This window comes from Saccharopolyspora griseoalba, assembly GCF_042665275.1.
Lineage (GTDB): Bacteria > Actinomycetota > Actinomycetes > Mycobacteriales > Pseudonocardiaceae > Saccharopolyspora > Saccharopolyspora griseoalba.
This window is the reverse complement of the sequence record NZ_JBHTCJ010000009.1, coordinates 1-12,304: the sequence shown is the minus strand read 5'-3', so window position 1 is coordinate 12,304 and position 12,304 is coordinate 1. Positions and strand designations below refer to the sequence as shown.

General features: G+C 65.9%; 12 protein-coding genes, 2 pseudogenes and 1 CRISPR repeat array (1 of these 15 cut by a window edge). Of the genes and pseudogenes, 7 read left to right on the top strand and 7 right to left on the bottom strand.

Translation table 11 applies throughout. The features are described 5' to 3' along the window. Positions 1-669: a CRISPR direct-repeat array (repeat unit 36 nt; unit sequence GTTTCTATGCCCGTAGCCGGGCGAGGTTGTCCTGAC) (it extends 312 nt beyond the left edge of the window). A gap of 475 nt (positions 670-1,144) precedes the next feature. Genes cas4g/cas1g through ACFQRI_RS17715 form a run of 4 tightly spaced genes read left to right on the top strand, consistent with a single transcriptional unit; the run spans position 1,145 to position 5,624 of the window. Then, positions 1,145-2,794 (top strand): CRISPR-associated endonuclease Cas4g/Cas1g, encoded by a 1,650-nt coding sequence (cas4g/cas1g, locus tag ACFQRI_RS17730; RefSeq protein WP_380669955.1) that lies wholly within the window; start codon positions 1,145-1,147, stop codon positions 2,792-2,794. Positions 2,795-2,799: 5 nt separating this feature from the next. Next, positions 2,800-3,084, top strand: coding sequence for a CRISPR-associated endonuclease Cas2 (gene cas2, locus ACFQRI_RS17725; protein WP_380670307.1), 285 nt, complete (start codon positions 2,800-2,802; stop codon positions 3,082-3,084). 33 nt (positions 3,085-3,117) lie between these two features. Then, positions 3,118-3,858, top strand: a complete 741-nt coding sequence (locus ACFQRI_RS17720; protein ID WP_380669953.1) for a hypothetical protein — start codon at positions 3,118-3,120, stop codon at positions 3,856-3,858. A gap of 26 nt (positions 3,859-3,884) precedes the next feature. After that, positions 3,885-5,624, top strand: a complete 1,740-nt coding sequence (locus ACFQRI_RS17715) for a DEAD/DEAH box helicase family protein (RefSeq protein WP_380669951.1) — start codon at positions 3,885-3,887, stop codon at positions 5,622-5,624. A gap of 1,184 nt (positions 5,625-6,808) precedes the next feature. Here the strand turns inward: ACFQRI_RS17715 and ACFQRI_RS17710 are convergent. Then, positions 6,809-6,970: a hypothetical protein gene (locus tag ACFQRI_RS17710; RefSeq protein ID WP_380669949.1), complete on the bottom strand. Its 162-nt coding sequence runs from the start codon at positions 6,968-6,970 to the stop codon at positions 6,809-6,811. An 86-nt stretch (positions 6,971-7,056) separates the two neighbouring features. Then, positions 7,057-7,173: pseudogene (locus ACFQRI_RS17705) on the bottom strand (thioredoxin-disulfide reductase); the annotation flags it as partial. A gap of 230 nt (positions 7,174-7,403) precedes the next feature. Here ACFQRI_RS17705 and ilvD point away from each other — a divergent pair. Then, positions 7,404-9,077 (top strand): dihydroxy-acid dehydratase, encoded by a 1,674-nt coding sequence (gene ilvD / locus ACFQRI_RS17700; RefSeq protein WP_380669947.1) that lies wholly within the window; start codon positions 7,404-7,406, stop codon positions 9,075-9,077. A 223-nt stretch (positions 9,078-9,300) separates the two neighbouring features. On the opposite strand, the gene ACFQRI_RS17695 is transcribed toward ilvD, so the two are convergent. The 4 genes from ACFQRI_RS17695 to ACFQRI_RS17680 form a co-directional block, all read right to left on the bottom strand. Beyond that, complete coding sequence (locus ACFQRI_RS17695) at positions 9,301-9,711, bottom strand: DMT family transporter (RefSeq protein ID WP_380669945.1); 411 nt, start codon at positions 9,709-9,711, stop codon at positions 9,301-9,303. Positions 9,712-9,776: 65 nt separating this feature from the next. Continuing rightward, positions 9,777-10,097 carry a DMT family transporter gene (locus tag ACFQRI_RS17690; protein ID WP_380669943.1) on the bottom strand — a complete coding sequence of 107 codons (321 nt, stop codon included), beginning with the start codon at positions 10,095-10,097 and terminating at the stop codon, positions 9,777-9,779. A 23-nt stretch (positions 10,098-10,120) separates the two neighbouring features. Beyond that, positions 10,121-10,600, bottom strand: a complete 480-nt coding sequence (locus tag ACFQRI_RS17685) for a deaminase (protein ID WP_380669941.1) — start codon at positions 10,598-10,600, stop codon at positions 10,121-10,123. After that, positions 10,597-11,193, bottom strand: a complete 597-nt coding sequence (locus tag ACFQRI_RS17680; protein ID WP_380669939.1) for a DsbA family oxidoreductase — start codon at positions 11,191-11,193, stop codon at positions 10,597-10,599. The genes ACFQRI_RS17685 and ACFQRI_RS17680 overlap by 4 nt, the downstream gene beginning before the upstream one ends. A gap of 112 nt (positions 11,194-11,305) precedes the next feature. On the opposite strand from ACFQRI_RS17680, the gene ACFQRI_RS17675 reads away from it, so the two are divergent. Continuing rightward, positions 11,306-11,665: a MerR family transcriptional regulator gene (locus ACFQRI_RS17675; RefSeq protein ID WP_380669937.1), complete on the top strand. Its 360-nt coding sequence runs from the start codon at positions 11,306-11,308 to the stop codon at positions 11,663-11,665. A gap of 46 nt (positions 11,666-11,711) precedes the next feature. On the opposite strand, the gene ACFQRI_RS17670 is transcribed toward ACFQRI_RS17675, so the two are convergent. Then, positions 11,712-12,038, bottom strand: coding sequence for a MarR family winged helix-turn-helix transcriptional regulator (locus ACFQRI_RS17670; protein WP_380669935.1), 327 nt, complete (start codon positions 12,036-12,038; stop codon positions 11,712-11,714). Positions 12,039-12,042: 4 nt separating this feature from the next. Here ACFQRI_RS17670 and ACFQRI_RS17665 point away from each other — a divergent pair. Beyond that, positions 12,043-12,304: pseudogene (locus ACFQRI_RS17665) on the top strand (phosphotransferase); the annotation flags it as partial.

Here is a 12,304-nt window from a genome sequence, read left to right as displayed (position 1 = left end):
CGAGGTTGTCCTGACGGCGATGACGAGTGGGATTGACCGAGTGCGGTCCCGTTTCTATGCCCGTAGCCGGGCGAGGTTGTCCTGACCGAGCAGCTGTCGCTGTTCTCCTCCGAGGAGCTGGCGTTTCTATGCCCGTAGCCGGGCGAGGTTGTCCTGACAAGCAACGAACCAGGAGGCGTAGGTAAACCGTCGCCGTGGGTTTCTATGCCCGTAGCCGGGCGAGGTTGTCCTGACGGCAAGTGGCGCGAGGTACGCGAGCACTTCGCCGCGAGTTTCTATGCCCGTAGCCGGGCGAGGTTGTCCTGACGACGACGCCACCGAAGTACCCCACAACCCCAACTCGCGGTTTCTATGCCCGTAGCCGGGCGAGGTTGTCCTGACCTGGTGTCGTGGGTCTCCTCAACCTCAGTGCTCACGTTTCTATGCCCGTAGCCGGGCGAGGTTGTCCTGACCAGTAGTCACTGACAGCGCGAAGTCCTGTTCGGTGGTTTCTATGCCCGTAGCCGGGCGAGGTTGTCCTGACGACTCGCCGGCCGAATCGCTGCGCCTGCTGGACCAGGTTTCTATGCCCGTAGCCGGGCGAGGTTGTCCTGACTTCGAGCACCGCAAGGAAGGCGGTAAGGGCTCCCCCGTGTTTCTATGCCCGTAGCCGGGCGAGGTTGTCCTGACTGCTCCTAGCTCGCGCGGCCAGTGACCTGCGGAACTGTAGCCGTTTTCGAGCAGCACGGCAATGGAGATCGACTTGAGGCCTCCGATGCGGCGTCCCGGATCAAGAAATGGGTGCTGACCTGCGAAAACTGCGCTGCGAGCAGCTCCCCGATGCCAATCGGCTACCAGGCTGCTCGCAGCACCAGGCACATGGCTCGGACCTCGCTAAGCCCAGGGCACAAGTCGAGACGCGCTGAGCTGGCCCCGCGTTGCGACATTGATCGCCAGCCCGTCAACCAGAACGACGCCGCCACCGCTAACTAGCGGGCATCACCGACATGCACAGCAGGAACCCCTGTACCACCACGGGCAACAAACGGAGTCCCCGTGGGCACGTGCTGTTACAGAACGCGCAACCATCGGGCGAATCCTCGGTCCTTGCCTCGGAGCGCATCCTCTGAGGTATCCACGGCAACTGCCACAGGGGATGAGTTCCATGGAACCGCCACTGCCAATCGGTGCCCACGCGCTCCGCGAGTACGTTTACTGCTCCCGATTGTTCCACCTGGGAAGCGCGCAGGGCTATCGCGTCGACAGCGAGGAAATGCGACTCGGCCGACAGGTCCACACCACCGTTGACGTCCCATCCAGCCCAGGGCGCCCGGACCTGCGCATCAAGCCGACCAACTGGAAGATCCGGTCGTTCAGGCTTTCCCACGAGAAGCTCGGGCTAACTGCCACCTGCGACATCGTGGAAGCAGTCGACGGAGACGTACATCCTGTGGAGTTTCGACGGGGCGCGCCGCAGCGCGACGAACAGCCGTGGCCGGACGACCGCATCCAGCTCATGGCACAACTCGTGCTGCTCCGACACCACGGCTACCACTGCACTCACGGCTATCTCTGGTACGACTCGGTTCGTCGACGTGTTCGTGTGCAGTGGACTGCCGATGCAGAGGCCGAACTCCGGCACGTTCTCCACAACGCGCGAAAACTCCTGCGCCAGGCGAAGCGGCCACCGCCACTGCGGCACAGTCCGAAATGCCCCGCATGCTCGTTATTACCGATTTGCATGCCTGATGAAATCAACGAGCTCACCGATCGGGACACCGCGAGGCCGCGGCGGCTTCTCGCACGGGCGCCTGCTCGCGACCCCGTATACGTCACCGAACCGGGCTCCACTGTCGGTGTCCGCAGCGAGCGGATCTCGGTCAGCAAGGACCACGAAGCGTTGTTGTCCGTCCGACTCCACGACGTTCAACATCTGGTTGCCGCAGGTCCCGTCCAGGTCACCAGCCAAGCTGTGCACGCTCTCGCCGACCAAGGCAGTCCGGTTGTCTGGACCTCGACGACCGGTTGGCTCAAAGCAGTCAGCGTTCCAACCATCGGCAATCACGTCGCGCTACGGCGCTGTCAGTTCACCATGCCACCGAATGCAGCGCTCGACTTCTCCTGCCGCCTCGTCGGCGGCAAGATCCGCAACTGCCGAACCCTGCTCCGCCGCAACCCCCATCTAGACGACGAAAAGATCCTGGCCAGGCTCGATGCCGATGCCGCCCGGGCCGACCGAGCACCAACCCGCAGCACTCTCCTCGGTGTCGAGGGCGCTGCCGCCCGCACCTACTTCGCGGGATTCGCCCGAGCGCTCCGTCCCGATCACCGCCTTCCCGGGCCAACATTCGAGATGACCGGGCGCACCCGCCGACCACCACAGGACGCCGTGAGCTGCCTGCTCTCATACCTCTACAGCCTGCTGGTCAAGGATGTCACCACTGCTTGCTACGCCCTTGGTTTGGACCCGTTCTTCGGCTGCTATCACCAACCCGTGCGCGGCCGCCCAGCACTCGTCCTGGACCTCGCGGAAGAGTTCCGGCCGTTGGTCGCCGACTCAACAGCCTTGAACATGATCAACACTCGACAAGCCCGGCCAGCGACGTTCCACGTCCATCCCGTGTCCGTCGCACTCACCTCGACCGGGCGGCGCGACGTCATCAGCGCTTACGAACACCGCCTGGCCACCGAGATCCATCATCCCGTTTTCGGTTATCAGGTCACCTACCGACGCGCGATCGAGATCCAGGCTCGCCTGTTCGCCGCCTGGCTCCTTCACGAAATCCCGCACTACACCGCGTTCACCACGAGGTGATCACCATGCTCCGGCGCCGCTATCTGGTCGCCTACGACGTACGCCATCCACAACGACTCCGACGGGTCTCGAAGAAGATGGAGGGCTTCGGCGACCGCACCCAGTACTCGATATTCCTGTGCGATCTCACCCGAGCCGATGTCGGCGACATGAAGCACGCTCTGCACGACCTCATCGACTCGGCCATGGACCGGATTCTCATCGTGGACCTCGGATACCCAGGCGATCAGAAGTTCGAGTTCCTCGGTCGCCGACACAAGTTGCCCACGATCGGCCCTCGCGTGCTGTGAAGCAGCCAAACCACAAGCAAGGACGGCCACGACATGACCACGACCACCAACTCCTTCGTTCCGCCGTACAACCTCACATGGCGAGCGTTCTTGTCCAGCCTCGACCGGATGGCTGCCGATGAAGACCTTCCCTCCGTCATCGACCGCAGCTACCTGAACTGGATGCCGGGCAACGTTCAGACCAACTACCTGGCCCTGTGCCGGCAATTCGGTCTCGTCGACTCGGGCGATGCCCCCACGGCGCTGATGCGCAACATCGTCTACCACAACGACTCCCGGCCAACGGTCATCGCACAACTCATTCACGAACATTACGCACCCATCCTCGAACTCAATCCGAACTCCACGGCACAACAACTCCTTGGACTTTGGAAGGACACCTACAACCAGAGCGGCGAAACCCGCCGCAAAGCAACCACATTTTTCATGCACGCCGCGAAGTTCTCAGGGGTCCAAATTGGTCACAACTGGGAACGCGACGTTGCCAAGATCAGCAGGCAAGCGCCACCGGCTCGCCGCGACCGACCGCGCCAACCACGAATTCCGAAACAAGCCGGCCCACGCGAGTCAACCGCCCGCCCAGCCGAAACAGTCGACCTCGACAACGACGCGGGAAGCCTAAGCATCAGCGTCGAAATCGACCCGCTTAAGCTGACCGAGGAAGACCGGGATTTCGTATTTGACATCGTCGACAGCATCCGCAAATACCAGGACGCGCATGCCAAGAACATTCCCAGCCGCGCTTCCGACGAACCGGACGACACGAAAAACTGATCCTACGCACCAGAACGAGAATGACCATGTCCGCCTATGGCCGCGACCCGAAACGCCGCGCTGATCGGTGGCAACGCGCCCAGCTCTACGAGCAATCGGGCGGCCGATGCCAACGCTGTGGCGTCGAACTGGGCTCCGATTACCAAGCCGCACACCTCATTGCCTGGTCCAACGGCGGTCCCACCACGCTCGCGAACCTTCAAGCCTGGTGCCCACGTTGCAACCTCGGGCTTGGAAACCGCAACGTCAAAACGTTCGACGACGAGCTCGTTCTACGCCCGTGGCAGGCGGAAGCACTGCCGGTGATCGCCGAGCAGATCTTCCGTCACGGCACTGCCACCCTCCACGCCGCGCCCGGCGCCGGCAAGACGATCGTCAGCGCCGCGCTGTTCCGCGTCCTGTACGACGCCGGCCTGGTCGAGCGCATGGTCGTCGTCGTTCCCAGCACCGCGCTGGTGCGCCAATGGCGGTCGCAACTCGCTCAACTCCGCATTCACCTAGACCCACACCCCACCGAAGGCGCAATCGAGGACGACGGGCTGGTCGGCGTCATCGCCACCTATCAGTCCCTGCCCACCTATGCCGGCGTGCACGCGACCCGCATGCGACAGCGAGCCACCTTGCTCGTATTCGACGAGATCCACCACGTCGCCGACGACGCGTCCTGGGGACGAGCCGTGCGACGGATGGTCGGCGACGTCGCATCAGGAGACATCCACACCGCTGCCGTTCTCAACATGACCGGAACTCTGTTTCGCTCCGACCCGCGACGCCGCATCTCCACTGTTCGCTACCGACGGCACATCGTTGATGGCAACCCCAAGCTCCAGGCCGTCACCGACTGGTCGGTGCCCACCCGCGAACTCATCGGCAGCGACCTCCGCGCCCCCGACCTCTACAGGTACGGCGGGCACGCCGAGTTTCTCCACATCGCCAACCGAAACTCGATTTCCCACAAACAAATCGCTGACCTCGACGAACGAGAACGAGTCGGCGTCCTGCCTCAGGTGTTCTCGTCACCGGAATGGATCGACGGGTTCGCCGCGGAGGCCGTTCGGATGCTCACAGAGCAACGTGAAGCCCTCGACCACCCCGAGCATCTCAAGCTGCTGTTCGTCGCCCCGACCGTCGTCGCGGCACGGCACGCTGCACGTGCCCTCGACAAGGCAACCGGGACAGACTTCGCGCGCCTGGTCGTCTACGACGAACCCGACGCTCTCAACACCCTGCGCATAGCCCGCGACGAACCCCGCTCTTGCGGCATCGTCACCGTGCGCATGGTCACCGAAGGCTTCGACTGTCCTCAAATCGCCACCATCGCCTACGCCACCAACATCGTCGCTCCACTGTTCGTGGCACAGATGATGGCGCGCGCAATGCGCCTCACACCCACCGAACGCAACACCGGCAACCACTTGCCCGCGAAGATCCTCATACCCGATCACCCGGCGTTGCGCGATGTCTTCACCGACACCATCCGCGATGCCACCCCTCCCGCGGATGAAACTCAAGCTGACGGACGCGGCGCCACCGACGAGGTGACCCGCTCCGATCGCTACGACCTCGTCGGTCTGGACAACCCGCAGCTGAATGGCGTCGACGTGCTGGACCAGAACATAGCGGTATCTACGGAAGAACTAGCGGATGCTGGCGCGCTATGCGAAGAGCTCCGTATCCCAACGTCCTACGCCCCGCGCCTAGCAATTGGAATCCGTCTCCGACGGAAAGCTGCCGCGACGAATGGCGGCACTTCGCGCAGAATGTAAATCGCGCTCGAAACGGCTAAAAATCCGGCCCTCATGGCGCCCCCGCTCCTCATGCCCGCGCGCTCGAGCAAGTTACGTACGCTACGTGCCGAGGTCACCGAGCGCGGCAGTATCCTGTCGTTTCTACGCCCGTGCTCGGGCGAGGTTGTTCCGACGGTCGGTGCGGTGCCGGGCGGCGTCGTCGACCCGGGTTTCTATGCCCATGCTCGGGCGAGGTTGTTCCGACCTCGGCGCCCGAGCGCACCGCCGACGACCTCACCTGGGTTTCTATGCCCATGCTCGGGCGAGGTTGTTCCGACGTCCCGAGCCCGAGCAGCGCCAGCAGCAGGCTTACGGGTTTTCTATGCCCATGCTCGGGCGAGGTTGTTCCGACGGAGTAACCCATGTCGATTCGAGCCAACCGCGGCCGGTTTCTATGCCCATGCTCGGGCGAGGTTGTTCCGACGTCCCGAGCCCGAGCAGCGCCAGCAGCAGGCTTACGGGTTTTCTATGCCCATGCTCGGGCGAGGTTGTTCCGACGGCTCCCGACTGACACCGCCGGTGACCTGCGGAACTGTAGCCGGTTTCGAGCGACACAGCAACGGAGATCGACATCTTGCCTACCGGTAGGCCTGGTTGACCTTCCGATCCTGTTTGACCTGCGACAATACTGGCGCGAGCAACCCCGCGGAAGCAACTTCTTGCCGCGCCGCTCGCACCGCGATCCGACCGCGTTACAAGACGCACCTACGAGGTGCTCCGCGGAGGCCGAAGTCAGGCGGCCCCACAGCGCTGGGTGCGAACCTGGGTGCGAGCTACGGCAGCCGAGGCCCCTGAAGCATCATTCTCGACGACGATTCGCCCCGTTTGCCCAGCAGTCCACCCTAGCCACGCGCCCTTGCCGACTCAAAATCCGTCCAGTGTGCGTTCGAATCGCGCCGGGGGCACGTACTGCATCCTCACGACATTGTTCTGGTCGTGAGCTGCGGATATCGGGGCGGATCAAGCTCGTTCCAGCGCGCCGTTACCAGGCGGGTGAAGCCCGGTGACCAACGCATCTTCCCCAGCGTCCGCGATCGATCACTGCATCTGCAATGCGCGTGCACGCCGCTCGTAGCCGTCGGCGCGGCCTGCGTCTCCTACCGGCGCCCGCGAGTTCGCCCTGCGGTCCGGTGCCGACGCCACCACCGCGACCCTCTGGCCGCTCATCGTCGACGGCTTGCTGACGATGCCACATCGAATTCTGGAAGGCCAGCCACCCGCAGCACCACCGGGCGGTTGGAAGGCACGGTGTCGTTCGCCCTCGGGATCGGCTCGTCGTTGTGCGCCAACATCACCTCCGCACCCGAGCCGAACGCCTTCTCCATCGCCGGCGCCGCTGCCCGCCCCTGCTAATCGGTCGAACTGCTCAACGGACCACCCAAACGGCGCTGCGAGGACACGGCAAGCGGCGCTGCTCCTGCACGAACCCGCTGCGCGGGTCGTGGCCGATCGCGACGAACAGCTCGAGCTCCGCATCGGTGACCGTGTCCTGCAGCTTCAGCCCGCTCACCATGGCGTCGCCGGGTACTCCGGCGCCGATGTTTCCGCTGTTCAGGCAGCTACTGGGAGTCGAGGATCACATTCCGAGCTCCTGGTGCGGGGAGCGCGCTCAATGAGCGATCCCCGCTTGGGCCCCGGGATCCGTTCCAAGAGCTCGGCCGGTAATCAGGTGGAACTCGGCGAGGGAGGCGTGCCCGCGCGCCTGGGGACTGCCATCGTGAGCTCTGTCGTCCGTTCACTCCTTGCCGAGGAGGCATGATGTCCGATCTCGAGCTTCGCTCCCGCCAGGTCACCGACGGCATCGAGCGCACGGCGGCACGCGGCATGCTCCGCGCCGTCGGGATGCGCGATGCAGACCTGGCCAAGCCGCAGATCGGCATCGCGTCGAGCTGGAACGAGATCACCCCCTGCAACCTGTCCCTGCAGCGCCTGGCGCAGGCGGCCAAGGAAGGCGTGCACCACGCAGGTGGCTTCCCGATGGAGTTCGGCACGATCTCGGTCTCCGACGGCATCTCGATGGGCCATGTCGGCATGCACTACTCGCTGGTCAGCCGCGAAGTCATCGCCGATTCCGTGGAGACGGTCGTCGAGGCCGAGCGGCTCGACGGCACCGTCCTGCTCGCCGGCTGCGACAAGTCCCTGCCCGGCATGCTGATGGCCGCCGCCCGGCTCGACCTGGCCGCCGCCTTCGTCTACGCCGGGACGATCCTGCCCGGGCACGTCGACGGCCGCGAGGTCAACATCGCCGATGCGTTCGAGGCCGTGGGGGCCTGCGCCCGCGGGCTGATCACCCGCGAGGAGCTCACCGAGATCGAGCGCGCCATCTGCCCAGGCGAAGGTGCCTGCGCCGGCATGTACACGGCGAACACGATGGCCAGCGCGGCCGAGGCGCTGGGCATGGCCCTGCCGGGTTCGGCCAGCCCGCCCGCCGTCGACCGGCGGCGCGACGGCATCGCTCGCGCCTCCGGCGAGGCGGTGATCGGGATGCTGGAGCAGGGCATCACCGCCCGGCACATCCTCACCCGGGAGGCGTTCGAGAACGCGATCGCCGTCGTCCTGGCCTTCGGCGGCTCGACCAACGCCGTGCTGCACCTGCTCGCGATCGCCAACGAGGCGCAGGTGCCGCTGAGCCTCGACGATTTCAACCGCATCGGCGACCGCGTCCCGCACCTGGCCGACGTCAAGCCCTTCGGCGCGCACGTGATGAGCACCGTCGACCAGGTCGGCGGGGTGCCCGTGGTGATGAAGGCCCTGCTCGACGCCGATCTCCTGCACGGCGACGCCCTGACCTGCACAGGCCGCACCGTCGCGGAGAACCTCGCCGAGATCGACCCGCCGGACCTCGACGGGACCGTGATCCACGCGATGAGCGACCCCATCCATCCGACGGGCGGAATCACCATCCTGCGCGGCTCGCTGGCCCCGGACGGTGCCGTGGTCAAGTCCGCGGGCTTCGATGCCGCCGAATTCCGCGGGCGCGCCAGGGTGTTCGACGGCGAGCAAGGCGCCCTCGACGCCGTCGCCGACGGGACCGTCGTCGCCGGCGACGTCGTGGTGATCCGGTACGAGGGCCCGCGCGGTGGCCCCGGAATGCGGGAGATGCTCGCCGTGACCGGGATGATCAAAGGAGCCGGGCTGGGCAAAGAGGTCCTGCTGGTCACCGACGGCCGCTTCTCCGGAGCGACGACCGGCTTGTGCATCGGACACGTCGCGCCGGAAGCGACCGACGGCGGCACCATCGCGCTGGTTCAGGACGGCGACCCGATCGTGCTCAACATGGCCACCAAGACCCTAGACCTCGACGTCCCGCTGGAAGAGCTGGAACAGCGGCGGAACGACTGGACCCCGCGCACCCCGGAGCACCGCACGGGCGTGCTGGCGAAGTACTCGAAGCTCGTCGGCTCCGCGGCAACTGGAGCGGTCTGCTCCTGAGCACGCGTCTCTAGCGCATCCTTTCCTCCTCAGCACGGACCTCCTAAACGTCGACCTCCGCAGCAGCAGCTACTTCGAGGTGCCGAGCACGAGGGCGAGAGGGCGGTTCTTGTATCGATCCACCAGACGCCGCCTGCTCTCGAACGTGCGCCGTCGCGTAGCGACCTCGGCCTGTTCTCCCGCTGCGTCTGAGCTATGCCAGCGGTCAGCTGCACCGTGGTTGTCACGGGCGGGAAGGCTCTCCGGTCCGTGTTCGCTCGGGGCTGTCGGAGAGCTTGAGCCAGACGACGCCACCGATGATCACGGCGAGCCAGAGGGATTTGATGGGGCTGAGGGTCTCGTCGAAGAAGACCGGTCCGAGCAGTGCTGCTCCGACAGCCCCGATGCCGGCCCAGACGGCGTATCCGATGCCCACGTCGACGGTGCGCAGCGCGAGGCTCAGGGCGAAGAGCGTCAGGAGGAAGAAGACGACCGCGACGAGCGACCAGGCGAGCACGGTGAAGCCTTGGCTTCCGCCCACGGAGAGGGCGTAGCCGACCTCGAAGATGCCGGCGAGCAGGAGCGCGAGCCATGCTCGTGCCCGGTCGCTGCGGGCGGTGATGTTCTCGTGGACGGTGTCGGTGTTGCCGGACATGCGAGTTCCTTCCTCGTGCGCGTTGTCGGCGGGCTGGCGTGGTGCGGGTTCGGTGCTCTGAGACTTCACGCTGCTCCGCTGAGTTGGAGGCCGACGACTCCGGCGATGACGGCGGCGATGCCGAGGTGCTTGCGCCAGTCGAGACGCTGGCCGAAGAGGAGGGCGCCGAGGACGGCGATTCCGACTCCGGCGACGGAGGTCCAGATCGCGTAGCCGACGCCGACGTCGAAGGTCAGCAGCGCCAGGCTGAGGAGGTAGGTCGCGATACCGCCGCTGAGCAGTGTGGCCGCGGTCCAAGCAGGTCGGGTGAAGCCCTGGGCCTTGCCGGCGGCGATGGCGACGGTGATCTCGAAAACGACGGCGACGCCGAGGTAGAGCCAGTGCATGGATGTCCTTCTGTGGAGGTGAGCTACGAGGTGAAGTCGGAGCGGTGCAGGTCGACGTATCGGGTGAACGGGACCAGACCCCGTGGCACGGCGAGGTGCTCGGCGGTCGCCGCGAGGGGGAGTCGGGTCATTTCGTAGCCAGCCCTGTAGTCGAATCCCCATTCGGCGGCGGTATCGCGATCCACGGCGAAGCAGACGGCGGCGATGCTGTGCGCGGCGGCGAAGCGGTAGCACAGGGCGCATGGCTCGCCCGTCGCGAGCAGCGTGGCCCCCTCCAGGCTGGAGGGGCCTCGGGTCTCGACGGCCTCGCGTATGGCGACGATCTCCGCGTGGGCGGTGAGGTCGCCGGTCTCGCGGACGAGGTTCACGCCGGGCTCGGAAACCCACCCGTCGTCGGCGACGAGACGCCCGACGAAGGGAAGCCCGCCGGACTCGACATGGCGGACGCCGACCTCGACGGCGTCGGCCATCAGGGACTCGAGTCGGTTCATGTCCGCGGTCATGCGGCGGACGCTTCGCGCAGGGCTCGGCGGATCACACCTTCGGTGGCGATGCCCTCGACGCGTCGGGCGCCAACGAGGATCGTGGGTACGACGGTGATGCCCATCCGCGCCGACAGGGCCAGCGCCTTGCGGTGGCGCTCGGCGTACTCCTGATCGTCGAGGGCCGCGGCGTAGGCGGCCGGGTCGAGGCCGGCCTCCTCGGCCACACGGGCCAGGACCACGGGGTCATCGATGTCGAGGCCCTCGCGGAAGAACGCCGTCATGACGCGACGGTGGTAGACGTCAGCTCGGTTCTGCTCCGAGGCGTACTGGGCGCCGCGGAAGGCCAGCTCGGTGCAGGGCTGCGGCGAGATGGTCGGCAACCGCACCGACACCTGGTGGCGACGTGCCATCGGGTACACGGCACGGCGCCAGATGTCAGGTAGGTACGAGTCCTCCGGTCGAAGAGTGGGCGTCGGATGAGGACGAAGCTCGTGAGCGTGGTGGACGACCTCGACGTCGGGCCGGTCAGCGATCGCGCGCTCGATCACCTCGTCGGCGATCAGGCAGAACGGGCAGACGTAGTCCGACCACACATGGATCTGGTCGGTCATGGCGACCTCCGGTTCCACGGGGCACCCCTGGTGGGCGCAGCCCTTGGATCGTGGAAGTTCACACCGGTGTCAACTGCAAGAATGGGAGGCAGCGGACACCTCGGGAGGTCTCATGCGCATCGGTGAGCTAGCGGATGCCAGTGGCGTCAGCACTCGGTCCCTGCGGTACTACGAGGAACACGGGCTCATCCGCTCCGAGCGCACCCCCGGCGGGTGGCGCGACTTCGACAGCTCCATGATCGAGCGGGTCATCATGATCCAGCACCTGTTCGCTGCCGGACTGTGCAGCGCCACCATCAACGAACTGCTCCCCTGTCTTGAAGCCCCACCCGAAGAGCGCACGGGCGTCATGGAGCAGTTGCTCGTCCGGGAAGTCGAGCGTCTCGAGGCCAAGCGACGCGACATCGATCGCGAGCTCGATACCCTGCACGCGCTCCGCGACGAAACAGCCGTGTTCGGCGAACTCCCGTGATCAACGACGTGACCCCAGCACCCACCAACGTCTTGCCCCGCAACACCTAGCGCTCGAGTCGCTCCTCCATCACCGCGGCGAGCCGTTCGAGTGCGCGCAGGACGCGGTCGCGACCAAGCCCCGCCAGCAGTTCGCCGTGAGCAGCGAGTTCACGCGGGAACAGCTCGTCGATAACGCTGCACCCCGACGGGGTCATGGCGATCACCGCCGCTCGACGATCCGAGGGGCTCGGAGTGCGAGTGATGAGTCCGCGCCGTTCCAGTTTCGCGAGCGTCTTGCCCACCCCGGCACGGGTCGTGCCGAGGAGCTCGGCGAGACGACTCGCGGTGACGGTCTCATGCTCGAGGAGATCACCGAGGTCGCGAAAGGACACGCCCATGAGCAGGCCGCCTGAGCTCACCGCGCTCGATCTCGGCGACGTCACCGTCGATGAGGTCCTGCGCACCAGCAAGAAAATTCTGGCCACCGGCCACCACGGCGACCTGCCGGTCATCGTCAAGGTCCTGCGGGGCGACGAGGACTTCTGGGCTGCGAGATTCGCCCACGAGATCCGCACCTGCAAGGCGTTCTCCGAGCATCCACCACCGGTACGGGTACCGCGGCTGGTGCACGCCGACTCCCACCGAGTGCTGGTGGTCG